Below are 22,938 nucleotides of genomic sequence, written 5' to 3' on the forward strand. Positions count from 1 at the left end.
GTGGGAGCTGTCTAGGAACTCACCGCACGGAGGTCTTCGTGCCCCACCGTAATGCCCGGCTGACCGTCTTCGGTAGGAGGCTGCTGGTCGAGCGTGTCCGCTCAGGCCGTCCGGTCGCTCATGTGGCCGCCGAGATGGGTATCTCCCGTGCCACCGCCCATAAGTGGATCCGCCGGTGGCGGACCGAGGGTGAGGCGGGACTGCAGGACCGCTCCAGCCGACCTCGCACGACGCCGCACCGGACCGCGTCCGCGGTGGAAGACCGCGTCTGCGACCTGCGGCAGAGCCGCAAGCTGGGCCCGGCCCGGATCGGCCCGATCGTGGGCCTTCCCGCCTCGACCGTGCACCGGATCCTGACCCGCCACCGCCTCAACCGGCTGGCCTGGATCGACCGGCCGACCGGCACCGTGATCCGCCGTTACGAGCGTGACCGGCCGGGCGAGCTGATCCACGTGGACGTGAAGAAGCTGGGCCGGATCCCCGACGGCGGCGGCCACAAGACCAACGGCCGCGAGGCCGGCCGCCCGATCCGCGGCATGGGCTTCGACTACGTCCACTCCGCCGTCGACGACCACTCCCGCCTGGCCTACAGCGAGATCCACCCCGACGAGAAAGTCGCGACCTGCGCGGGCTTCCTGACCCGCGCGGCCGCCTTCTTCCACGCCCAGGGCATCGACCGGATCGAGCGGGTCCTGACCGACAACGCCTGGGCCTACCGCAAGGGCCTGGCCTGGAAAAAGGTGCTCACCGAGATCGGTGCGGCCGGCAAGCTGACTCGCCCCTACCGGCCGCAGACCAACGGCAAGGTCGAACGCTTCAACCGCACCCTGCTCGACGAATGGGCCTACCAGCGGCCCTACACCACCAACACCGAACGCACCGACGCCCTGGCAGACTTCCTCCACACCTACAACCACCACCGCTGCCACACCGCACTCGGAGGCCACCCACCGATCAGCCGCGTCAACAACGCTGCGGGTCAATACACCTAGGGCCAGTAGGTCCGGGACCAGGACGCCGGCCCCGGCTGGGGCAGGCGCCGGGTGGCGATGCGGGCCGGGTCCGACCACGCGTCGCGCGGCCCCTTCGCGCCGGACGACGGCTCGGCCGCCGCCACGGCGCGGGCGCGGACCACCGCCAGGGCGGCGGCCAGCTCCTCCGGGGTCGGGTTGCCTCGTACGACCTTGATGTTCATGACGGCTCCCGTCGGCGCTGTCCTACAGGGGGATGTTGCCGTGCTTCTTCGGAGGGAGGGATTCCCGCTTGGTACGCAGCTGACGCAGCCCCCGGACGATGTGCGCGCGGGTGTCCGACGGCATGATCACCGCGTCCACGTAGCCGCGCTCGGCCGCCACGTACGGGTTGAGCAGCGCGTCCTCGTACTCCCGGACCAGCCGCGCCCGCGTCTCCTCACCCGTGCCCGCGCCCTCCGCCTCGGCGATGGTGCGACGGTGCAGGATGTTGACCGCGCCCTGCGCGCCCATCACCGCGATCTGCGCGGTCGGCCACGCCAGGTTGAGGTCGGCGCCCAGGTGCTTGGAGCCCATCACGTCGTACGCGCCGCCGAACGCCTTGCGGGTGATGACGGTGATCAGCGGGACGGTGGCCTCGGCGTAGGCGTAGATCAGCTTGGCGCCGCGCCGGATGATGCCGTCCAGCTCCTGGTCCACGCCGGGCAGGAAGCCGGGCACGTCCACGAAGGTCAGCACCGGGATGTTGAACGCGTCGCAGGTGCGCACGAACCGGGCGGCCTTCTCGGACGCCTTGATGTCCAGGCACCCCGCGAACTGCATCGGCTGGTTGGCGACCAGCCCCACCGGGTGCCCCTCGACCCGGCCGAACCCGGTGAGGATGTTCGGCGCGAACAGGGCCTGCGTCTCGAAGAACTCCCCGTCGTCCAGGACGTGTTCGAGCACGGTGTGCATGTCGTACGGCTGGTTGGCGCTGTCCGGCACGAGGACGTCCAGCTCGCGGTCCTCGTCGCTCAGGCCGAGGTCCGCCTCCTCCGGGTAGACCGGGGCCTCGCTGAGGTTGTTGGACGGCAGGTACGACAGCAGCTGCTTGACGTACTCGATCGCGTCCTTCTCGTCGCCCGCCATGTGGTGGGCCACACCGGAGTTGGTGTTGTGGGTGCGGGCGCCGCCCAGCTCCTCGAAGCCGACGTCCTCACCGGTGACCGTCTTGATCACGTCGGGGCCGGTGATGAACATGTGCGAGGTCTGGTCGACCATCACCGTGAAGTCGGTGATCGCCGGGGAGTACACCGCGCCGCCCGCGCACGGGCCGACGACCAGGCTGATCTGCGGGATCACCCCGGAGGCGTGGGTGTTGCGGCGGAAGATCTCGCCGTACGCGCCCAGCGAGGCGACACCCTCCTGGATGCGCGCGCCGCCGGAGTCGTTGATGCCGATGACCGGGCAGCCGGTCTTCAGCGCGAAGTCCATGACCTTGACGATCTTCTGGCCGTACACCTCGCCGAGGGCGCCGCCGAAGACGGTGAAGTCCTGGGAGAAGACGGCCACCGGGCGGCCGTCCACCGTGCCGTACCCGGTGACGACACCGTCGCCGTACGGGCGGTTCGACTCCAGGCCGAAGTTGGTGGAACGGTGCCGGGCGAATTCGTCCAGCTCGACGAACGAATCCTCGTCCAGGAGGAGTTCGATGCGTTCACGGGCCGTCAGTTTGCCCTTGGCGTGCTGCTTCTCCACCGCGCGTTCCGAACCGGCGTGCGTCGCCTCGTGGATGCGCCGCTGGAGATCCGCGAGCTTCCCGGCGGTCGTGTGGATGTCGGTGTCGTGACGCTCTTCCGGCTCGGACATCGGGATGCGGCTCCCTGCCTGCTCAAAAGGGGGGACGATTACTCATCCGTAGCGTAGTGCGGGGCCCGTCCCTCGGGAGTGCGGTCTTTCCCACACCTAGGGTTACTTGCATGACGCCGCACAATGCCTCAGGCCCCAGCCGCTGGTCCGACCTGGACCGTCCGCCGCTCAACGCGACCGCGCTGCGCCGCGGGCTCCTCCACGAGGGCGGGCTGTGGACCTCGGTGGACGTCGTCCAGCGCACCGGCTCCACCAACTCCGACCTCGTCGCCCGCGCGGCCTCCGGTGCGGCGGACGAGGGCGCGGTGCTGGTCGCCGAGGAGCAGACGGCCGGGCGCGGACGGCTGGACCGGCGCTGGACGGCCCCGCCGCGCTCGGGCCTGTTCTTCTCCGTCCTGCTGCGCCCCGCCGGGGTCCCGCTGGAGCGCTGGGGCTGGCTCCCGCTGCTCACCGGCGTCGCCGTGGCCACCGGTCTGTCCCGCGCGGCCGGGGTCGACACCGCCCTGAAGTGGCCCAACGACCTGCTGGTCACCGTCGGCGGCGAGGAGCGCAAGGCGGGCGGCATCCTGGCCGAGCGCGCCGGGGAGGACGGCGTGGTCGTCGGCGTCGGCCTCAACGTCACCCTGCGCGCCGACGAACTCCCCGTCCCGCAGGCGGGCTCGCTGGCACTGGCCGACGCGGTCTCCACCGACCGCGACACCCTGCTCCGCTCGGTGCTCCGCTCCCTGGACACCTGGTACGACCGCTGGCGCTCGGCCGACGGCGACCCCGTCACCAGCACCCTCCAGGAGACCTACGCGGCCGGCTGCGCCACCCTCGGCCGCCAGGTCCGCGCCGAGCTGCCCGGCGACCGCGCGCTCGTCGGCGAGGCGGTCGCGATCGACGGCGACGGACGACTGGTCATCGCCACGGCGGAGGGGACGCGGGAGGCCGTGGGGGCGGGGGACATCGTGCACCTGCGCCCCGCCTAGGCGCGGACAGGATCGGCAAAACAGGCGTTCCCGGGCGGGGAAAGTGGGCAGAGGGGCGTGGGGACACCGGCCCGCGCCACGGCCGTGCGCTGTGCGCGCCGGGCGGTGCTTCCGGGGGGTGAAGGGTGCGTCCGGGTGGGTGCTCCCGGCGGAGTGAGCTGGCGCACACCTGCCGTAGAGTTGAGGCCGGTCGGACCTGACCGCGGCAGATCGGAAGGGCAGCAGGCGTGAGCGTCGACGACACGGGCTCCGGCGCGGGCGCGGAGGGCCGGGTGGACCCCGATGCCCCCGACCCCGGCGACGACCCGCTCGCCCTCCGCCTCGAACAGCTCATCCTCGGCGCCGAGCGCCGCTACACCCCCTTCCAGGCCGCCCGCAGCGCCGGTGTCTCCATGGAGCTGGCGTCCCGTTTCTGGCGGGCGATGGGCTTCGCCGACATAGGCCAGGCGAAGGCGCTCACCGAGGCCGACGTGCTCGCGCTGCGGCGGCTCGCCGGTCTGGTCGAGGCGGGGCTGCTCAGCGAGGCCATGGCGGTGCAGGTGGCCCGTTCCACCGGGCAGACCACCGCCCGGTTGGCCGAATGGCAGATCGATTCCTTCCTGGAGGGCCTGACCGAGCCCCCCGAGCCGGGCATGACCCGCACCGAGGTCACCTACCCGATCATCGAGCTGCTCCTGCCCGAGCTGGAGGAGTTCCTCGTCTACGTCTGGCGCCGCCAGCTCGCCGCGTCCGCCGGGCGGGTGGTGCAGAACGTGGACGACGCGGAGATGGTCGACCGCCGGCTCGCCGTCGCCTTCGCCGACCTGGTGGGCTTCACCCGGCTCACCCGGCGGATGGAGGAGGAGGAACTGGGCGAGCTGGTCGAGGCGTTCGAGACCACCGCCGCCGACCTCGTGGCCGCGCGCGGCGGCCGGCTCATCAAGACCCTGGGCGACGAGGTCCTCTACGTCGCCGACGACGCGGCCACCGCCGCCGACATCGCCCTCCGTCTGGTCGAGACGCTCTCCAACGACGAGACGATGCCCGAGCTGCGGGTCGGCATGGCCTTCGGCACGGTCACCACGCGCATGGGCGACGTCTTCGGCACCACCGTGAACCTCGCCTCCCGGCTGACCTCGATCGCTCCCCGTGACGCCGTCCTCGTCGACAGCGCCTTCGCCGAGGAGCTCGTCCGCACGGGCGTGGCCCCCGTCTCGGAGGCCGAAGCGGCCCAGGCCGCCGCGACGGCCGAGAAGGAGGGCGAGACCCCGCCCGACTACCGCTTCGCCCTCCAGCCCATGTGGCAGCGCTCGGTACGCGGCCTGGGCATGGTCGAGCCGTGGCTGCTGGCCCGCCGCGGCGAGACGGGCTGAGGCACTCCTACCGGAGTTTCAGACACACGCCGAGTACGGGTACGCAGAGGCCCTTGCCGTCCGGCGGGGGTGTCGTCGCGCTCGCTGTCGGCGCGGGGGTCGGTGTCGGTGCGGGCGCCGGTGCGGTGGGGACGGGGGCTTCGGACGCGGCGGGGATCCGCTGTGCTTCGGCTCGCGGGGTCTCGGTGGGGCGCGCGGCGGGTGGCGCGGGGCTCGTCTCGGCGCCCGTGCTGTTGGGACTGCCGGGGTTGCTGCCGATGCTGCTGGGCGTGGCCCGCGTGGAGGGCGCGGCGGACGCCGGTGCCCTGGAGGCCGACGGGGTGGCGACGACGGTCGCGGAGACCCCGGCCGAGGGCTCGGCGGTGAGCGTGGACGGATGCCGGGATTCGGCCTCGGCGGTACCGGGCCCGGAATCGGGGGCGACCCGCACGAGACTCAGTACGCCCAGGGCGAGGGCGGCCGCCAGCCCGAGAAGCAGTACGACCCGGATTCGACCCCGCCTGTGCCGACCGTGCCGGAGGGCGGCCGGGGCCATGGTCTTCTCCGGCCGGTCGGCGGCGGGAGCGGGCGCCACCTGAGCGGGCGTCGGCCCCATCTGCTGCCGTGCCCGACTGATGGTCCTGGCACCCTTCACCCCCGTATCCGGCGCCTGCGGCCGGCCCACCCCCGTACGCACCCGGAACGACATCCCCGGGGTCGCTGTCGGGTCGGTGGGAATCCGTGCCGGTGACACCAGGGGAACCGATTCCGCAGAGAAGGGCGGCGGGGGCTGGGTCTTCCGTGGCATGCGCTCCGCTCCTTCCCGGCGCGCGCCGGGCGCGTCAGCCGTGGGGGACGTTAGGCGCTCATGTGGGTGGTGGGGGCGGAGTCGGCAGGGGGGTCACCCGAACGGGTGGGGGCGGGGCTTTTCCGGAGGGCCGGTCTGCTGGGATGATCGGCGGCACAGTCAGTTAACCCGCGTTAACCGGAGGGCGTCATGGGCGAGGAGCGGTACGGGGAGTTCGTGCTGGTGCGGAGGCACGGGCACGTGGCCGAACTGGTGCTGGACCGGCCGAAGGCCATGAACGCCGTGTCGACGGAGATGGCCCGTTCGCTCGCGGCGGCCTGCACGGCACTGGGTGCGGACCGGGACGCCCGGGTGGTCGTACTGACGTCCTCCAGCGAACGCGCGTTCTGCGTCGGCGCGGACCTGAAGGAGCGGAACTCGTTCAGCGACGCGGACCTCCTCCGGCAGCGCCCGGTCGCGCGCGGGGCCTACACCGGTGTGCTGGAGCTGCCGGTGCCGGTGATCGCGGCGGTGCACGGCTTCGCGCTGGGCGGCGGCTTCGAACTGGCCCTGGCCTGCGACCTGATCGTGGCGGACGCCACGGCCGTGGTCGGACTGCCCGAGGTCTCCGTGGGCGTGATCCCCGGTGGTGGCGGTACGCAGCTGCTGCCCCGGCGGGTCGGCGCGGCCCGCGCGGCCGAGCTGATCTTCACCGCGCGCCGGCTGGAGGCCCCGGAGGCGGCCGCCCTCGGCCTGGTCGACCAGCTCACCGAGGCCGGCCAGGACCGCGAGGAGGCGCTCGCGCTGGCCGCGAGGATCGCCAGGAACTCACCGGTCGGCCTGCGCTCCGCCAAGCGGGCCCTCCGGCTCGGTCAGGGTCTGGACCTGCGGGCCGGCCTGGAGGTCGAGGACGCGGCCTGGCGGGCCACCGCCTTCTCCGGCGACCGCGCCGAGGGCGTCGCCGCCTTCAATGAGAAGCGCACCCCCGAGTGGCCGGGCGAGTGAGCCCTCGGTGACCACCTGATCGCCCGCGCCGATGCCCCTGATGTGCCCATTCGTCCCTAACCTGGGGTGATGGGAGAGGATGATCGGCTCGCTGCCGTGGTGGGGCTGGCGCAGGGGATGGCGGCCGCGCACACCGCGCCGGAGTCCTGGCGGGCGGCCGCGCTCGGTGCCTGCCGGGCGCTGGCCGGGAACTTCGCCGCGCTCTCGGTGTGGGAGCGCGAGCGCGGCCGCCTGCGGGTCCTGGTGAACGTCGGCAAGCGCGCCGAGGACGAGCAGGAGTTCCCGGAGGCGGAGGCGTACCCGGTCCACCAGTTCCCGGAGATCACCGAGTTCCTGCACGAGCGCTGGGCCGGGGGCGGCGGCCCCAACGCCTGGGTGGAGACCGCCCAGGGCCCGGCCGCCGGCACCCCCGGCTACATCCACCAGCGGGTCGCCGCCCTGCGCCGCCGGGGCAGGGGCTGCTGCGTGGTCGCGCCCGTGGTGCTGCACGGCCGGGCCTGGGGCGAGCTGTACGTGGCCCGCGCGGCCGGGGCTCCGGTCTTCGACCGGGGCGACGCCGACTTCGCGACCGTACTGGCGGCGGTGGTCGCGGCCGGGCTCGCGCAGACCGAGCGGCTGGAGGAGGTCCGCCGCCTCGCCTTCACCGACGCCCTCACCGGGCTGGCCAACCGCCGCGCGGTGGACGTACGGCTCGACGAGGCGGTGGCGCAGCACCGGGTGGACGGGGCGGTGGTCAGCCTGGTGGTGTGCGATCTGAACGGGCTGAAGAAGGTCAACGACACCCAGGGGCACGAGGTCGGGGACCGGCTGCTGGAGCGGTTCGGGTCGGTGCTGTCGCTGTGCGGCGCGATGCTGCCGGGCGCGCTGGCGGCCCGGCTCGGCGGGGACGAGTTCTGTCTGCTGGCGCTCGGCCCGTCGGCCGAGGACGTGGTCGGGGCGGCCGTCGAGCTGTGCCGCCGGGCGGGCGCGCTGGAGCTGGGGGAGGGGGTGGCCTGCGGGGTGGCGTCCACCGGGCACGACATCGGCCCGGTGCACGACGCCCGACGGCTGTTCCGGCTGGCCGACGCCGCGCAGTACCGGGCCAAGGCCGAGCGGGCCGACCTGCCGGTGGTGGCCGGCCGGGAGGGCCCGGACGACCCGGTGGTCCGGCTGGCGGACGAGACGCCGCCGCCCGCGAAGAACGAGCGCCGCCGTTTCCGGGGCCGCCGCGCCCGGGACCGGTAAGGGGCGCGGACCCGATCCACTAGTGACACCGCCGCATTCAATGCGTACGCTCCTGAATATGGATATGCACTCTGTGGTGGTGGGGACCACCGGCGTCACCGCGCACGACGTCCTCGCCGTCGCGCGCGGCGGGGCCCGCGTGGAACTGTCGGAGGAGGCCGTGGCCGCGCTCGCCGCGGCCCGCGAGATCGTGGACGCGCTGGCCGCCAAACCCGATCCGGTCTACGGCGTCTCCACCGGCTTCGGCGCCCTTGCGACCCGGCACATCAGCCCCGAGCTGCGGGCGCAGCTCCAGCGCAACATCGTCCGCTCGCACGCCGCCGGCATGGGTCCGCGCGTCGAGCGCGAGGTCGTCCGGGCGCTGATGTTCCTGCGGCTGAAGACGGTCTGCTCCGGGCACACCGGCGTACGCCCCGAGGTCGCGCAGACCATGGCGGACGTGCTCAACGCCGGGATCACCCCGGTCGTGCACGAGTACGGCTCCCTCGGCTGCTCCGGCGACCTCGCCCCGCTCTCGCACTGCGCGCTGGCCCTGATGGGCGAGGGTGACGCCGAGGGCCCCGACGGGACCGTACGCCCGGCCGGTGAGCTGCTGCGCGAGGCCGGTATCGAGCCGGTCGAGCTGCGCGAGAAGGAGGGCCTGGCCCTCCTCAACGGCACCGACGGCATGCTCGGCATGCTGGTCATGGCCCTCGCGGACCTCGACTCCCTCTACAAGTCGGCCGACATCACCGCCGCCCTCAGCCTGGAGGGCCTGCTCGGCACGGACAAGGTCCTCGCGCCCGAGCTGCACGCCATCCGCCCGCACCCCGGCCAGGCCGCCTCGGCCGCCAACATGCTCGCGGTGCTCAAGGGCTCCCAGCTCACCGGGCACCACATGGACGACGCCCCCCGCGTCCAGGACGCCTACTCGGTCCGCTGCGCCCCGCAGGTCGCCGGCGCCGGCCGCGACACCCTGGCGCACGCCCGCCTGGTCGCCGAGCGCGAGCTGGCCGCCGCCGTCGACAACCCGGTGGTGCTGCCCGACGGCCGGGTGGAGTCCAACGGCAACTTCCACGGGGCGCCGGTCGCCTACGTCCTGGACTTCCTCGCCATCGCCGTCGCCGACCTCGGCTCCATCGCCGAGCGGCGCACCGACCGGCTGCTGGACAAGAACCGCAGCCACGGCCTGCCGCCGTTCCTCGCGGACGACGCGGGCGTGGACTCCGGCCTGATGATCGCCCAGTACACGCAGGCCGCGCTGGTCAGCGAGCTGAAGCGGCTCGCCGTACCGGCGTCCGCCGACTCCATCCCGTCCTCCGCGATGCAGGAGGACCACGTCTCCATGGGCTGGTCGGCCGCGCGCAAGCTGCGGACCGCCGTGGACAACCTGACGCGGGTGATCGCGGTCGAGCTGTACGCGGCCGCCCGTGCCGTCGAGCTGCGGGAGGGGCTGGAGCCCGCGCCCGCCTCGCGTGCGGTGATCGAGGCCGCGCGGGCCGCCGGGGTGGGCGGTCCGGGACCGGACCGGTTCCTGGCGCCCGACCTGGCCGCCGCCGACGCCTTCGTGCGCGGGGGCGGGCTCGTGGCGGCCGCCGAGACGGTCACCGGACCGCTGCGCTAGCCACCGCTCCAAGGGGCCTCACCTGCGGGTGGGGCCCCTTTTTTTTGTGTGTGTGCGGCTCTCAGATCTCCAGCCGCTCCCGGCGCACCGAATACACCACGAAGCCCGCGCCCACGGCGAGGAACAGGGTGCCGGAGACCACGTACGGCGTGGTGTCGAAGCTTCCCGTGTCCGCCAGCCGCGTCGGATCGGAGGCGGTCTGGCCGGCCAGACCGGACACCGTGGTGACCTGCTCGGTGATCCCCGAGTCCGGGTTCCCGGAGTCCGCCGGCCCGGAGACCGCCGTACCGGCGGTGCCGGCGCCCGTCGTGGGGCCGTCCTGCGAGGCGTTGGCGGACGGGACGAACCACAGGGCGCACAGCAGCGTGCCCGCGGCGGTGGCGGTCAGCAACGGACGGCGAGCGGATGCCACGGAATATCGATCCCCTTGTGACGCTGGCGAATTGGCCGTGTGGAGCGATGTTAGTGAAAATCGCGGGTCACAGGAAAGTCACGACAGGTTTCGGTTCTAGGCTCACCGCATGGACGCCGAAGAGACATCACGTTTTGTACGCCTTCGAGTGGAGCTGGTCCTCGAAGTGACCGACGACGACGAGCTGACCAAGGCCGCGCTGCGCCGGATCGCCACCGATCCGGAGCTTCCCGACACGGAGCGGGCGCACGCCGAGGGTGCTGTGACGGAAGACACCGCCGAGGCGCTGGCCTATCTCGTCGACCCGTTCGACCTGGTCAGCGAGGTGCCCGGGGTGGAGCTCGCGCAGGCTTCATGGTCCAGCGAGCACACCGAGTACGACGCGGATTCGCCCGAGTGGGACCTCGGCGAGGATGATGAGGACGACGACGAACCGGCCGACGACGCGGACGGCCGGAACGAGCGGTAGCCGGCGGCTTCGCCCGCGGGATTCGGGGCACGGATGACCCGGACGGCAACCGCCGTCCGGGTTTTCTCGTCTCACAAGTGGCGCACGGAGGCCCGCGCACCGCCCGTCCCCGGGACGGGACGTGGTGTTCCCCACAGAACCCCGCTCCGGGGAACGGGAAGGCGCGGCCGTGACGTTGAGAGAGTTCAACGGGGATTCTCGGGGTTCTGGCGGATTCGGCAACGATGGAGAAGCGTGTGATGACGGACAGTAAGCGGCGCAAGGGCCTGACGGTCGCGTCCGCACTGCTCGGTGGTGTGCTCGTGCTCACGGGCTGTTCCGGCGGCGGTGACGCCAGTGCGTCCGACGGCGGTGAGAGCTCGCAGGCGAAGGCCGACGAGGCGGCTGCGCAGAAGTCGTCCGAGGCTCAGATCACGATCACGCCGAAGGACGGCTCGAACAACGCCTCCATCAACAACTCGGCCGCGGTCAAGGTCGCCAAGGGCACCCTGACCGGCGTGAGCATGACCAGCGCGGACGGCAAGCCGGTCGAGGGCACGCTCTCCGCCGACAAGCTGAGCTGGAAGCCGACCACCCAGCTGGAGCGGTCGACCACCTACAAGCTCGCCGCCGAGGCCAAGGACTCCGACGGCCGGGTGGCCCACGAGAACGCGTCCTTCACCACGGTCTCGCCGTCCAACAGCTTCATAGGCAACTTCACCCCGGACAACGGCAGCACCGTCGGGGTGGGCATGCCCGTGTCGATCAACTTCGACAAGGCGATCACCGACAAGGCCGCCGTGCAGAAGGGGATCACCGTCTCCTCCTCCAGCGGTCAGGAGGTTGTCGGCCACTGGTTCAACGCCAACCGGATCGACTTCCGCCCGGAGACGTACTGGAAGGCCAACTCCACCGTCACGCTGAAGCTGGCGCTCGACGGGGTCGAGGGCGCCAACGGCGTCTACGGCGTCCAGCAGAAGACGGTCACCTTCCACGTCGGCCGCAACCAGGTGTCCTACATCGACGCCAGGACCAAGCAGATGAAGGTCACGCAGGACGGCAAGGTCGTCAAGCAGATACCGATCTCCGCCGGTTCCCCGGAGAACAAGACCTACGCCGGCACCATGGTCATGTCCGAGAAGTTCGAGCAGACCCGGATGAACGGCGCGACCGTCGGCTTCACCGACGACGACGGCAAGGGCGAGTACGACATCAAGGACGTGCCGCACGCCATCCGCCTCACCGGCTCCGGCACCTTCCTGCACGGCAACTACTGGGGCGCGAAGTCCATCTTCGGCAACGAGAACACCAGCCACGGCTGTGTGGGCCTCTCCGACACCAAGGGCGCCAAGGACCCGAACACCCCGGCCGCCTGGGTGTTCAACCACTCCCTCGTCGGTGACGTGGTGGTCATCAAGAACACCGGTGACAAGACCGTCGCCCCGGACAACGGCCTCAACGGCTGGAACATGGACTGGGCGCAGTGGAAGGCCGGTTCGGCCGTCTGACCGCTCGCTGGACCCCCTGAGCGCACACGTGCCGCCCCTCCTGGTGAGGGGCGGCACTTCTGTCTCAGAGCGTCGGTACCGCGGCAGCGCCCCAGCTGGCCAGCAGGCGCAGGGACTCGGCCGAGGCGGAGTCCGGTTCGGCGTGGTAGACGATCAGGTTGAGGTCCGCGTCGCCGGTCACCCGCAACCCCTCGAAGCCGAGGGCGAGTTCACCGACCAGCGGATGCCGCAGCCGCTTCACGCCGTAGAACTGCTCCTTCACGTCGTGGGTGGCCCACAGGCGGCGGAACTCCTCGCTCTTGACGGAGAGTTCGCCGACCAGCGCGGCCAGCCGGGCGTCGTCCGGGAAGCGTCCGGCGTCCATGCGCAGCCCGCAGACGATGTCGATCGCCTTCTGCTCCCAGTCGACGAACAGCTCGCGGTACTCCGGGCAGAGGAACACCAGCCGGGCCCAGGTGCGGTCCTCCGGCGCGAGCCCGCCCCAGTCGCCGAACAGCGCGGTCGCCATCCGGTTCCAGGCCAGGATCTCGGTGCGCCGCCCGGTGATGTACGCCGGGACCGCGTCCATCGAGGCCAGCAGGTGCTGGAGTGCGGTCCGCACCTGGGGGCGGCGGGCCGGCGGGCGCTTCTTGTGCGGGGCCGGCTTGGCCAGATGGGTCAGGTGCGCGTGCTCGGCGTCGGTCAGGCGCAGGGCGCGGGCGATGGAGTCCAGCACCTCCGCCGACACGTTCCGCCCGTTGCCCTGCTCCAGCCGCGTGTAGTACGCCACCGACACCCCGGCCAGCTGCGCCAGCTCCTCCCGGCGCAGCCCCGGCACCCGGCGGCGCCGGCCGAAGTCGGGCAGGCCCACGTCCTCCGGCTTGAGCCGGGCCCGGCGGCTGCGCAGGAACTCGCTCAGCTCGGCCCGCCGGTCCAGCGGACGGCTCACGGCCGCCTCGGGCTGTTCGTCCATGTGCTCAAGTATCGAGGGCGGCGACGGGACGTACGCCCCTCAGCCTGTCCCCGGCAGTGGTAGGCACAGCGGTCGTACGCAAAGGCGTGACCTGGGTGGGAGCGGAAGAAGGGGGCACGCTGGGGGAGTGCCCGGTCGAGAAGGTGGCCGGGCCACGGCGAAGCTTAGGAGAATCCCGGCATGACCACTGTTGCTGCGTACGCCGCGCCCGCCCCCAAGGCCCCCCTGGAGCGGACCACGATCGAGCGGCGGCCGGTCGGCGACCACGACGTCCTGATCGACATCAAGTTCGCGGGGATCTGCCACTCCGACATCCACCAGGCCCGCGACGGCTGGAGCGAGGGCATCTTCCCGATGGTCCCCGGCCACGAGATCGCCGGTGTGGTCACCGAGGTCGGCCCCGAGGTCACCAAGTTCTCGGTGGGCGACCGGGTGGGCGTCGGCTGCATGGTCGACTCCTGCCGCGAGTGCGACAACTGCAAGGCCGGACTGGAGCCGTACTGCACCGGCGGCGGCCCGGTCCTCACGTACAACGACAAGGACAAGGAGGGCGAGCCCACCTACGGCGGTTACTCCGAGCAGATCGTCGTCGGCGAGGACTTCGTCGTCCGCATCCCCGACGGGCTGGGCCTGGACGTGGCCGCGCCGCTGCTGTGCGCCGGCATCACCACGTACTCCCCGCTCAGGCACTGGGGCGTCGGCCCCGGCAAGAAGGTCGCCGTGGTCGGCCTCGGCGGGCTCGGCCACGTCGGCGTGAAGCTGGCGCACGCGATGGGCGCGGAGGTCACCGTCCTCTCGCAGTCCCTGCGCAAGAAGGACGACGGCCTGCGGCTCGGCGCCGACCACTACTACGCCACCAGCGACCCGGAGACCTTCGAGAAGCTGGCCGGCACCTTCGACGTCATCCTGAACACCGTCTCGGCCCCGCTGGACTTCGCGGCCTACATGTCCCTGCTGCGCCTGGACGGCGCCATGGTCAACGTCGGCCTCCCGGAGGAGCCGGTGCAGGTCACCCTCCAGTCCATCTTCGGCAACCGCCGCAACCTCACCACCTCCAACATCGGCGGCATCCCGGAGACCCAGGAGATGCTCGACTTCTGCGCGGAGCACGGGGTCGGTGCCGAGATCGAGCTGATCGGCGCGGGCGAGATCAACGACGCGTACGAGCGCGTGACCGCGAGCGACGTGCGGTACCGGTTCGTGATCGACGCGGCGACGATCTGACGCGCCAGGCATGAAGAAGGGCCGCCCGGCCGGAGCCGGGCGGCCCGTTCTTCCGCGCTCAGCCCTGCGCGGGGGCGACGCCGATCGGGCAGGAGACGCCCGTGCCGCCGATGCCGCAGTACCCGGCGGGGTTCTTGTCCAGGTACTGCTGGTGGTAGGGCTCGGCCGGGTAGAAGGGCCGGCCCTCGGCGGGGAGGATCTCCGTGGTGATCGTGCCGTGCCCGGAGCCGGTGAGCACCTTCTGGTACGCGGCACGCGACGCCTCGGCGGCGGCCGCCTGCTCCGGGGTGTGGGTGTAGATCGCGGAACGGTACTGCGTACCCACGTCGTTGCCCTGGCGGAAGCCCTGCGTCGGGTCGTGGGACTCCCAGAAGGTCTTGAGCAGCTGCTCGTAGGAGATGACCTTCGGGTCGTAGACCACGCGGACCGCCTCGGTGTGGCCGGTCAGGCCCGAGCACGCCTCCTCATAGGTGGGGTTCTCGGTGTAGCCGCCCTGGTAGCCCACGAGCGTGGTGTAGATCCCCGCGGGGAGCTGCCAGAACTTGCGCTCCGCGCCCCAGAAGCAGCCCAGCCCGAAGTCGGCGACCTCCAGGCCCTCGGGGTAAGGGCCGTCGAGCGGGTTGCCGAGGACGGTGTGCCGGGCGGGGACCTCGAAGGCGGGCACGTCCCGCCCCGCGAGCGCCTGCTCGGGGGTGGGCAGCTGCGGTGTGCGGCCGAACAGCATGGGGTCTCCCTGGTCGGTCTCGGTGCGGACGGGGTACCCGTGACAACGCCCGGGGCGCCCCCCGCATTCCGGCGCGGCACACTGCAACCCCAGGTGGGGCCCGGGGTTCAGCCCGGCAGGGTGGCTGGGTTGCCGCCGTTGGCCTCGTAGCCCGCTACCGCCAGGGCCCGGTAGACGGCGAACGTCTCGGCCGGGTCCTCGGAGAGGCTCCAGGGCAGGGCGCCGACGTGGCCGTCGACGTGCACCAGCTGGTCCATGGCTTCCGCCCAGCGCTCGGCCCGCACCAGGAAGAACACCAGCAGATGCCGTACGTGCGCGAGCATCGGGTCGTCGGGGCGTGCGGAGTGCACCGCGTGCAGCGCGCCGTGTATCGCCCTGACCACGACCTCGCTGCGGTAGAAGCCGGCGACCAGGTTCACCTCGGGCAGGTGCTCGAAGACCGCGAACAGCGGCAGCGCGGCCAGCAGCGAACCCCGGGGCGCGCGGGCGGCGGCGGCCTCGGCGAAGGCGTACGCCTCCTCGCGCGAGCCGTGCCACTTCTCGCAGGTGTAGTGCAGCGCGGCCAGGTGGGCGCCCATGTGGTGCGGGGCGACGCCCAGGATCTTCCCCCACAGCTCGTCGAACTCCGGGCGGGACCAGCCCAGGCCCCGCGCCACGGACAGCATCGTGAGGTGTGGCACCGGGTCACCGGGGGCGGCCAGCGCGGCCCGCTCGCACGCGTCCCGCGCCTCCTCCATGATGATCCGGAAGTCGTCCGTGCCCGGCACCGAGGTGCGCCACGCCTGCTGGGCGAGGAACTCGGCGTGCACCGCCGTGCCGCCCGCGTCCTTCGGCTGCTCGGCCCGCCACACCCGCAGCCACTGGCCGCCCGGCGTCTGATGCACCCCGCCCGGCCGCTCGCGCAGCTCCAGCGAGGCCGCCCCGGCGAACGCCTGCACCCGCTGCCAGCGCGTCTCGCCGTCGGCCTCCGTACCCGCGAGGAGCTGGGCGGCGGCGCGGTACTCACCGGTGCGGCCGACCAGGTCCAGCACGTCCACCAGGTCCTGGTCCGGGCCCGGCATCCGCACGTCCAGCTCCTCCTGGCGCAGGAAGCCGTACCGCTCGGGGTCGGCGGCGTCCGGGTGGCCCGGATGCACACGCTCGATCCCGCCGCGCCCGCGCCGGATCAGCGGGAGCAGCGCGAAGGCCAGCAGGGCCAGCGCCAGGAGCAGCCAGAGAGTCGCCATGCGTCAAGCGAACCAGATCCCGCCGACACTTGGCCAACCCCTCCCGCCGGCCTGTGGAAAACTCCGGCCGGCACCAGTTCCCCTCCGGTGTCCGCCATCATCCCCGCGAGCGCACTACGCTCGGTTCACATGAGCGACAGGCACATCAGCGAGCACTTCGAGACACTGGCGATCCACGCGGGCAACACCGCCGATCCCCTCACCGGCGCGGTCGTCCCGCCCATCTACCAGGTCTCGACCTACAAGCAGGACGGCGTGGGCGGGCTGCGCAACGGCTACGAGTACAGCCGCAGCGCCAACCCGACCAGGGCGGCGCTGGAGGAGAACCTCGCGGCGCTGGAGGGCGGCCGACGCGGCTTCGCGTTCGCCTCCGGCCTCGCCGCCGAGGACACCCTGCTGCGTACGCTGCTCAGCCCCGGCGACCACGTGGTCATCCCGAACGACGCCTACGGCGGCACCTTCCGGCTGTTCGCCAAGGTCGCCTCCCGCTGGGGCGTCGAGTGGTCCGTGGCCGACACCAGCGACCCGGCGGCCGTGCGCGCCGCGATGACCCCGCGCACCAAGGCCGTCTGGGTGGAGACCCCCTCCAACCCGCTGCTCGGCATCACCGACATCGCCGCCGTGGCCCAGGTCGCGCACGCCGGCGGGGCGAAGCTGGTCGTGGACAACACCTTCGCCACCCCCTACCTCCAGCAGCCGCTGGCGCTCGGCGCCGACGTCGTCGTGCACTCGCTGACCAAGTACATGGGCGGCCACTCCGACGTGGTCGGCGGTGCGCTGATCGTCGCCGACGAGGAGCTGGGCGAGGAGATCGGCTTCCACCAGAACTCGATGGGCGGCGTCGCCGGACCGTTCGACTCCTGGCTGGTGCTGCGCGGCACCAAGACCCTCGCGGTGCGCATGGACCGGCACAGCGAGAACGCCACCAAGGTCGCCGACATGCTGTCCCGGCACCCGCGCGTGAGCAGCGTGCTCTACCCGGGCCTGCCCGAGCACCCCGGCCACGAGGTCGCGGCCAAGCAGATGCGGGCGTTCGGCGGCATGATCTCGTTCCGCGTCAAGGACGGCGAGGAGGCGGCGGTCTCCGTGTGCGACCGCACCCAGATCTTCACCCTCGGCGAGTCCCTGGGCGGTGTCGAGTCCCTCATCGAGCACCCGGGCCGGATGACGCACGCCTCCGTCGCAGGTTCGCTGCTGGAGGTCCCCTCCGACCTGGTCCGTCTCTCCGTCGGCATCGAGAACGCGGACGACCTCGTCGAGGACCTCAAGCAGGCGCTCGACAAGTAGGCGCGCCCTCCGGCCTACCAGCCGGACACGGGCGGGGTCGTCAGCGACGGCGGCTCCGCCCACGGCCTGGTCAGCGCGGCCCAGGTGAGGAAGGCGGCCGCCGCCGCGCACAGCACCAGCCACAGCAGCCGCCGCCCGGCCCGCCGCAGCCGCAGCAGCCTGGCCCCCCGGCGCACCGCCTCGCCGGGCAGCTCCGGCGGCACGCCCACCGGCACCGCCTCCATCAGCCGCCGTACCGCGGCCTCGCGCTCGGGCCGGATCACGGCTGGAGCCGCCGCAGGAGTGGGCCGCCCGCGCGCGGGACGGGCCGGGGCGGCGGATGCAGCACGAGGGCCGTCGCCCGGTCGCAGAGGGCGCGCACCCGGTCGGTGGGCAGGCCCAGCAGGGCCGCCGTCTGCTCGTCGGCCAGCCCCTCGTACAGGCGCAGCACCAGCACCAGCCGTTCACGCGGGCTCAGCGCGGCGAGCGGGCCCTGCGGGCGGGAGCGGTGCCAGACCTCGTGCGCGTAGTGGGTCGCCAGGTGGCCTCGGGCGCGGTCGTAGGGGTCCTCACCGCGCGGGTGGTCCCAGTGGGCGTAGGTGTGGGCGAGCGCCCGGGTCAGCAGGCGCCGCGCGCGCGGGTTGGCGTCCGGCGCCTCCGCCGTGAGCAGCGTGGCGGTGTGCAGCAGCCGGCCCGCCGCGCCCGCGACGAACCCTCCGAACTCCTGTGCCCTGCGAGCGTCCCGCACGCCCCGCCGATCGCGCACCCCGCCTCCCCCGGAAGCCGTGGGACCCGGACACGCCGGACCCGGTCTCATATGAGGCCCGGAGTGCCCCGGGGGTCAAGAGTCCGGACCCACCCCCCTAGGAGCCCGCGGGCGGCTGCGGCTGGACCGTCATGCGCGCGGACAGCGCGGTGTTGAACCGGCTGAGCAGATCGCAGAAGCTTTCGCGCTCGGCCGGGGTCCACTCCTCGGTCAGCTCGGCCATCAACTGGCGCCGCGAGGACCGCACTTCCGCCAGCCGGGTGGCTCCGCGCGGGGACAGCTGGAGCACCACCGCGCGCCCGTCCTCGGGGTGCGAGGTGCGCTTGACCAGGCCCGAGTCCACCAGTGGGGCCACCTGCCGGGTGACCGTGGAGGAGTCGATGCCCATGCTCGCGGCGAGCGCCTTGACGCCCATCGGGCCCTCGTTGTCGAGGCGGTTGAGCAGCAGGTAGGCGGCGCGGTCCATGGAGTTGCGCACCTGCCCGACCCCGCCGAGCCGCGTCTGTTCGGCACGGCGCGCGAACACGGCCACCTCGTGCTGGAGGGTGTCGAGCAGACCGCTGTCACCGACGGTTGTCATGTCCATCGACATATCAGGTGTTGTGGGCATGGCCGGAGGCTCGCTTCATGAAGGGGCTGCTGGGTTGGGGGACAGGGTACGCGGCCCGGCGGCGGCCCGTACGGGCGCTGGGGAAACCGTTGCCCACCTGTTCGGGCACGGGCGCCGCGCACGCGCCCGAACTGCGAGACTTGAGGCATGAACTACCGCACGGCCCACCCCTTGCGCTCCGTGACCCTCGACGACGTGCGCGGGGCGCAGAAGATGCTCTCGGGGGTGGCCCGTACGACCGCCCTGGAGAGCAGCAGACACCTCTCCCGCACGGTGGGCGCGCCGGTGCACCTGAAGTGCGAGAACCTTCAGCGGACGGGCTCGTTCAAACTCCGCGGCGCCTATGTGCGCATCGCCGGGCTGCTGCCGGAGGAGCGGGCCGCCGGAGTGGTCGCCGCGAGCGCCGGCAACCACGCCCAGGGCGTCGCGCTCGCCTCCTCCCTGCTGGGCGTGCACTCCACCGTGTTCATGCCGCAGGGCGCCCCGCTGCCCAAGGTCAGCGCCACCCGCGAGTACGGCGCCGAGGTGCGGCTGCACGGCCAGGTCGTGGACGAGGCGCTCTCGGCGGCCGAGGAGTACGCGGCCAGGACGGGCGCGGTGTTCATCCACCCCTTCGACCACCCCGACATCATCGCGGGCCAGGGCACGGTCGGGCTGGAGATCCTGGAGCAGTGCCCGGAGGTCGGCACGATCCTCGTCGGCATGGGCGGCGGCGGCCTCGCGGCCGGGATCGCGGTGGCGGTGAAGTCGGTACGGCCCGACGTGCGGATCATCGGTGTGCAGGCCGAGGGCGCCGCCGCCTTCCCGCCCTCGCTGGCCGCCGGGCACCCGGTGACCGTGGGCAGCCCCGCGACCATGGCCGACGGGATCAAGGTCGGTACGCCCGGCGCGGTGCCGTTCGGCATCGTCCAGGAGCTGGTCGACGAGGTGCGCACGGTCAGCGAGGACCAGCTCTCGGCCGCGCTGCTGCTGTGCCTGGAGCGGGCCAAGCTGGTGGTGGAACCGGCGGCCGCCAGCCCGGTCGCCGCGCTGCTGGCCGACCCGGGCGGCTTCGCCGGGCCGGTGGTGTCGGTGCTGTCCGGCGGCAATGTCGACCCGGTGCTGATGCAGCGGGTGCTGCGGCACGGCATGGCCGCGCAGGGGCGCTACCTCGCGGTCCGGCTGCGGCTCACCGACCGCCCCGGCGCGCTGGCCACCCTGCTCGGCGTGCTCTCGGCGGCCGATGCCAACGTGCTCGACGTCAGCCACATCCGCACCGACCCGCGCCTCGGCCTCAGCGAGGCGGAGGTGGAACTCCACCTGGAGACCCAGGGCCCCACCCACCGCACCGAAGTCACCGACGCGCTGCGGGAGTCGGGGTACGTGATCATCGACTGAGCGGTGCCGGGCGGGGTGCCGTTCACTCGTTCGGGGAAGGAATCCGTAAACCCGTTGAGAGACGCGATACATCGCGTTACGGTGTGCCGGTCAGCTGCCGCCTGCACGACCGACGACGGGGAGAGAACATGCCGGGCGCCATCCATGCCGAGGGTCTGGTGAAGACCTTCGGGGACGTAAGGGCACTGGACGGCGTCGACCTCGACGTGCCCGAGGGGACGGTCCTGGGGCTGCTCGGGCCGAACGGCGCGGGCAAGACGACGACCGTCCGTTGTCTGACCACGCTGCTGCGCCCCGACAGCGGCCGTGCGGTCGTCGCGGGTGTGGACGTGCTCAAGCATCCCGACACCGTCCGCCGCTCCATCGGCCTGTCCGGCCAGTTCGCGGCGGTCGACGAGTATCTGACCGGCCGGGAGAACCTCCAGATGGTCGGCCGGCTCTACCAGATGCGCGGCAAGGCGGCGAAGGAGCGCGCGGCCGAGCTGCTGGAGCAGTTCCACCTCGCCGACGCCGCCGACCGCCCCGCCAAGACGTACTCCGGCGGCATGCGCCGCAGGCTCGACCTCGCCGCCGCCCTCGTGGTCTCGCCGCCCGTGATGTTCATGGACGAACCCACGACCGGCCTCGACCCGCGCAACCGCCAGCAGCTCTGGGAGGTCATCCAGCAGCTCGTCTCCGGCGGCACCACCCTGCTGCTGACCACGCAGTACCTGGAGGAGGCCGACCACCTCGCGCACGACATCGCCGTGGTCGACCACGGCCGGGTCATCGCCCAGGGCACCTCCGACCAGCTCAAGGCCCGCACCGGCGGGGAGCGCGTCGAGGTCGTGGTGCACGAGCGGGACCGGATCGCGTCCACCGCCGAGGTGCTGCGGGCCCTCGGCAAGGGCGAGACCACCATCGACCAGCACACCCGCAAGCTCACCGTCCCCGTCACCGGCGGCGCCAAGCTGCTGGCGGAGGTCATCCGGGAGCTGGACGGCCGGGGCATCGAGATAGACGACATCGCGCTGCGCCGCCCCACCCTCGACGACGTGTTCCTCTCCCTGACCGGACACACCGCCGAGGCCCGGCCGGGCACCGCCGAGGACACCGGGAACACCACCGACACCACCGACACCACCGACACCGAGGGGGCCGTGAAGTGAGTGCCGTCAGCGAGAGCGCGCGCACCGTGGCGCCCGCCAACCCCTTCAGCAGAGCCGTCCGCGACTCACTGATCGTGGCGCAGCGGAACCTCATCCGCATGGTCCGGATTCCCGAGGTGGTCATCTTCGGGCTGATCCAGCCGATCATGTTCGTGGTGCTGTTCACCTATGTCTTCGGCGGCTCCATGAAGATCGGCGGCAGCACCAGCGCCACCGCCTACACCAACTTCCTGATGGCCGGGATCTTCGCCCAGACCGTCACCTTCGCCACCGCGGGCGCCGGCGCGGGCATCGCCGACGACATGCACAAGGGCCTGGTGGACCGCTTCCGCTCGCTGCCCATGGCGCGTGGCGCGGTGCTGACCGGGCGCACCCTGGCCGATCTGGTGCAGACCGCGCTCACCCTGCTCGTGCTGGCCGGGGTCGCCCTGCTGGTCGGCTGGCGGGTGGGGTCCAACGGCGACACCAACGCCCTGAAGGTGCTCGCCGCCTTCGGCCTGCTGCTCCTGCTCGGGTACGCGTTCACCTGGATCGGCGCCCTCATCGGGCTCTCCGTCCGCACCCCGGAGGCGGCCACCTCCGGCGGCCTGGTCTGGCTGTTCCCGGTGACCTTCCTGTCCAACGCGTTCGTGGACACCGGCAACATGACCCCGTGGCTGCGGCACATCGCGGACTGGAACCCGTTCAGCGCCACCGTCGAGGCGGCCCGGGTGCTGTTCGCCAACCCCGGCGCCTCCACCTCCACCGCCTGGCCCATGCAGCACCCGGTCTGGGCGTCGCTGATCTACTCGATACTCATCGTGCTGGTCTTCCGCACCCTGGCGGTCCGCAAGTACCGCTCCGCCACCGCCTGACACGACAAGGCCCCCGGTGCCGCGAGGGCGCCGGGGGCCGGTCGGGAAAAAGGGGTCTGGGTCAGCCCGAGTACGGCTCGGCCTTCAGGATCTTCACCGTGGCCTTCTTGCCGTTCGGCAGCTCGTACTGCGCGTTCTCGCCGACCTTGTGGCCGATCACGCCCGAGCCGAGCGGGGACTGCGGCGAGTACGTCTCGACATCGGAGCTGGCGTACTCACGGGAGGCGAGCAGGAAGGTCATCGTGTCGTCCTCGTCGCCGTCGAAGGCGATCGTGACGACCATGCCCGGGGCGACGGTCCCGTCGTCGGAGGCAGGGGCCTCGCCCACCTGGGCGTTCTCCAGGAGCTGGGTGAGCTGGCGCACGCGCAGCTCCTGCTTGCCCTGCTCCTCCTTGGCCGCGTGGTACCCGCCGTTCTCGCGCAGGTCGCCCTCCTCGCGCGCAGCCGCGATCTTGGCCGCGATCTCCGTGCGCGCAGGACCAGTAAGGTACTCAAGCTCGTCCTTGAGCTTGTTGTACGCCTCCTGGGTCAGCCAGGTGACGTTCTCGCTGGTCTGGGTCACAGGGTGCTCCTCGTCGGTACTGGGGATACAAAGCATCGCCCTACCCAGAAGCATGTTCTCTCTTGGATGGGCGAAACCACGAGCCTAACAATTCAGGGGCGAAAGGGGGAGGACATAAGCC

At 72.2% G+C, this 22,938-nt stretch carries 24 protein-coding genes; 13 read left to right on the forward strand and 11 right to left on the reverse strand.

Annotated features, from left to right (window positions below; all coding sequences use genetic code 11):
- The first annotated feature begins 38 nt into the window (after nucleotides 1-38).
- The gene (locus tag D0Z67_RS18300; protein WP_131589668.1) at nucleotides 39-992 is read left to right on the forward strand and encodes an IS481 family transposase; all 954 of its coding nucleotides are present in this window, start codon (nucleotides 39-41) and stop codon (nucleotides 990-992) included.
- Here D0Z67_RS18300 and D0Z67_RS18305 read toward each other — a convergent pair.
- Complete coding sequence (locus tag D0Z67_RS18305) at nucleotides 989-1,195, reverse strand: acyl-CoA carboxylase subunit epsilon (protein WP_031180904.1); 207 nt, start codon at nucleotides 1,193-1,195, stop codon at nucleotides 989-991. The genes D0Z67_RS18300 and D0Z67_RS18305 overlap by 4 nt on opposite strands.
- 22 nt (nucleotides 1,196-1,217) lie before the next feature.
- Nucleotides 1,218-2,819, reverse strand: coding sequence for an acyl-CoA carboxylase subunit beta (locus D0Z67_RS18310; RefSeq protein WP_031180905.1), 1,602 nt, complete (start codon nucleotides 2,817-2,819; stop codon nucleotides 1,218-1,220).
- 110 nt (nucleotides 2,820-2,929) lie between these two features.
- Here D0Z67_RS18310 and D0Z67_RS18315 point away from each other — a divergent pair, with 110 nt between their 5' ends.
- Together D0Z67_RS18315 and D0Z67_RS18320 are read left to right on the forward strand one after the other, a co-directional pair.
- On the forward strand, nucleotides 2,930-3,790 hold the full coding sequence (locus D0Z67_RS18315; protein ID WP_031180906.1) for a biotin--[acetyl-CoA-carboxylase] ligase: 861 nt from the start codon (nucleotides 2,930-2,932) through the stop codon (nucleotides 3,788-3,790).
- A 227-nt stretch (nucleotides 3,791-4,017) separates the two neighbouring features.
- Complete coding sequence (locus D0Z67_RS18320; RefSeq protein WP_031180907.1) at nucleotides 4,018-5,142, forward strand: adenylate/guanylate cyclase domain-containing protein; 1,125 nt, start codon at nucleotides 4,018-4,020, stop codon at nucleotides 5,140-5,142.
- Nucleotides 5,143-5,149: 7 nt separating this feature from the next.
- Here D0Z67_RS18320 and D0Z67_RS18325 read toward each other — a convergent pair whose 3' ends face one another.
- A complete protein-coding gene (locus D0Z67_RS18325; RefSeq protein WP_131589669.1) occupies nucleotides 5,150-5,716 on the reverse strand; it encodes a hypothetical protein in 567 nt (188 codons plus the stop codon).
- A 402-nt stretch (nucleotides 5,717-6,118) separates the two neighbouring features.
- Between D0Z67_RS18325 and D0Z67_RS18330 the strand changes: the two genes are divergently transcribed.
- The 3 genes from D0Z67_RS18330 (at nucleotide 6,119) to hutH (ending at nucleotide 9,740) form a co-directional block, all read left to right on the forward strand.
- Complete coding sequence (locus D0Z67_RS18330; protein WP_031180909.1) at nucleotides 6,119-6,913, forward strand: enoyl-CoA hydratase/isomerase family protein; 795 nt, start codon at nucleotides 6,119-6,121, stop codon at nucleotides 6,911-6,913.
- 69 nt (nucleotides 6,914-6,982) lie between these two features.
- On the forward strand, nucleotides 6,983-8,137 hold the full coding sequence (locus D0Z67_RS18335; protein ID WP_031180910.1) for a GGDEF domain-containing protein: 1,155 nt from the start codon (nucleotides 6,983-6,985) through the stop codon (nucleotides 8,135-8,137).
- 64 nt (nucleotides 8,138-8,201) lie between these two features.
- Nucleotides 8,202-9,740 carry a histidine ammonia-lyase gene (hutH, locus tag D0Z67_RS18340; protein ID WP_031180911.1) on the forward strand — a complete coding sequence of 513 codons (1,539 nt, stop codon included), beginning with the start codon at nucleotides 8,202-8,204 and terminating at the stop codon, nucleotides 9,738-9,740.
- A 61-nt stretch (nucleotides 9,741-9,801) separates the two neighbouring features.
- Here hutH and D0Z67_RS18345 read toward each other — a convergent pair whose 3' ends face one another.
- Nucleotides 9,802-10,152 (reverse strand): hypothetical protein, encoded by a 351-nt coding sequence (locus D0Z67_RS18345; RefSeq protein WP_031180912.1) that lies wholly within the window; start codon nucleotides 10,150-10,152, stop codon nucleotides 9,802-9,804.
- Between the two features lie 109 nt (nucleotides 10,153-10,261).
- Between D0Z67_RS18345 and D0Z67_RS18350 the strand changes: the two genes are divergently transcribed.
- Both D0Z67_RS18350 and D0Z67_RS18355 read left to right on the forward strand, forming a co-directional pair.
- On the forward strand, nucleotides 10,262-10,621 hold the full coding sequence (locus D0Z67_RS18350) for a hypothetical protein (RefSeq protein WP_031180913.1): 360 nt from the start codon (nucleotides 10,262-10,264) through the stop codon (nucleotides 10,619-10,621).
- A 224-nt stretch (nucleotides 10,622-10,845) separates the two neighbouring features.
- Entirely contained in the window at nucleotides 10,846-12,108 is a 1,263-nt protein-coding gene (locus tag D0Z67_RS18355; protein WP_031180914.1) for a L,D-transpeptidase, read from the forward strand.
- Between the two features lie 64 nt (nucleotides 12,109-12,172).
- Here D0Z67_RS18355 and D0Z67_RS18360 read toward each other — a convergent pair whose 3' ends face one another.
- Entirely contained in the window at nucleotides 12,173-13,060 is an 888-nt protein-coding gene (locus tag D0Z67_RS18360) for a helix-turn-helix domain-containing protein (RefSeq protein ID WP_031180915.1), read from the reverse strand.
- Nucleotides 13,061-13,240: 180 nt separating this feature from the next.
- Between D0Z67_RS18360 and D0Z67_RS18365 the strand changes: the two genes are divergently transcribed.
- Nucleotides 13,241-14,284, forward strand: a complete 1,044-nt coding sequence (locus tag D0Z67_RS18365) for an NAD(P)-dependent alcohol dehydrogenase (RefSeq protein ID WP_031180916.1) — start codon at nucleotides 13,241-13,243, stop codon at nucleotides 14,282-14,284.
- A gap of 58 nt (nucleotides 14,285-14,342) precedes the next feature.
- Here D0Z67_RS18365 and msrA read toward each other — a convergent pair whose 3' ends face one another.
- Both msrA and D0Z67_RS18375 read right to left on the reverse strand, forming a co-directional pair.
- A complete protein-coding gene (gene msrA / locus D0Z67_RS18370; RefSeq protein ID WP_031180917.1) occupies nucleotides 14,343-15,008 on the reverse strand; it encodes a peptide-methionine (S)-S-oxide reductase MsrA in 666 nt (221 codons plus the stop codon).
- Between the two features lie 107 nt (nucleotides 15,009-15,115).
- Entirely contained in the window at nucleotides 15,116-16,234 is a 1,119-nt protein-coding gene (locus D0Z67_RS18375; RefSeq protein WP_031180918.1) for a hypothetical protein, read from the reverse strand.
- A 129-nt stretch (nucleotides 16,235-16,363) separates the two neighbouring features.
- Between D0Z67_RS18375 and D0Z67_RS18380 the strand changes: the two genes are divergently transcribed.
- On the forward strand, nucleotides 16,364-17,521 hold the full coding sequence (locus tag D0Z67_RS18380) for a cystathionine gamma-synthase (RefSeq protein WP_031180919.1): 1,158 nt from the start codon (nucleotides 16,364-16,366) through the stop codon (nucleotides 17,519-17,521).
- 14 nt (nucleotides 17,522-17,535) lie between these two features.
- Here D0Z67_RS18380 and D0Z67_RS29935 read toward each other — a convergent pair whose 3' ends face one another.
- From D0Z67_RS29935 to D0Z67_RS18395, 3 genes are all read right to left on the reverse strand, one after another.
- Complete coding sequence (locus D0Z67_RS29935; RefSeq protein ID WP_031180920.1) at nucleotides 17,536-17,784, reverse strand: hypothetical protein; 249 nt, start codon at nucleotides 17,782-17,784, stop codon at nucleotides 17,536-17,538.
- On the reverse strand, nucleotides 17,781-18,266 hold the full coding sequence (locus tag D0Z67_RS29940; RefSeq protein ID WP_031180921.1) for a sigma factor-like helix-turn-helix DNA-binding protein: 486 nt from the start codon (nucleotides 18,264-18,266) through the stop codon (nucleotides 17,781-17,783). Before D0Z67_RS29940 ends, D0Z67_RS29935 begins: the two co-directional genes overlap by 4 nt.
- Before the next feature lie 97 nt (nucleotides 18,267-18,363).
- Nucleotides 18,364-18,858, reverse strand: a complete 495-nt coding sequence (locus tag D0Z67_RS18395) for a MarR family winged helix-turn-helix transcriptional regulator (protein ID WP_031180922.1) — start codon at nucleotides 18,856-18,858, stop codon at nucleotides 18,364-18,366.
- A 165-nt stretch (nucleotides 18,859-19,023) separates the two neighbouring features.
- On the opposite strand from D0Z67_RS18395, the gene ilvA reads away from it, so the two are divergent.
- From ilvA to D0Z67_RS18410, 3 genes are all read left to right on the forward strand, one after another.
- Nucleotides 19,024-20,253 (forward strand): threonine ammonia-lyase, encoded by a 1,230-nt coding sequence (gene ilvA, locus D0Z67_RS18400; RefSeq protein WP_031180923.1) that lies wholly within the window; start codon nucleotides 19,024-19,026, stop codon nucleotides 20,251-20,253.
- Nucleotides 20,254-20,381: 128 nt separating this feature from the next.
- The gene (locus D0Z67_RS18405; protein ID WP_051887633.1) at nucleotides 20,382-21,401 is read left to right on the forward strand and encodes an ATP-binding cassette domain-containing protein; all 1,020 of its coding nucleotides are present in this window, start codon (nucleotides 20,382-20,384) and stop codon (nucleotides 21,399-21,401) included.
- Nucleotides 21,398-22,255, forward strand: coding sequence for an ABC transporter permease (locus tag D0Z67_RS18410; protein ID WP_031180925.1), 858 nt, complete (start codon nucleotides 21,398-21,400; stop codon nucleotides 22,253-22,255). Before D0Z67_RS18405 ends, D0Z67_RS18410 begins: the two co-directional genes overlap by 4 nt.
- 61 nt (nucleotides 22,256-22,316) lie before the next feature.
- On the opposite strand, the gene greA is transcribed toward D0Z67_RS18410, so the two are convergent.
- Nucleotides 22,317-22,817 carry a transcription elongation factor GreA gene (gene greA / locus D0Z67_RS18415; protein WP_031180926.1) on the reverse strand — a complete coding sequence of 167 codons (501 nt, stop codon included), beginning with the start codon at nucleotides 22,815-22,817 and terminating at the stop codon, nucleotides 22,317-22,319.
- Between the last annotated feature and the right edge of the window lie 121 nt (nucleotides 22,818-22,938).

This window comes from Streptomyces seoulensis, from assembly GCF_004328625.1.
Taxonomy (GTDB): Bacteria; Actinomycetota; Actinomycetes; order Streptomycetales; family Streptomycetaceae; genus Streptomyces; species Streptomyces seoulensis.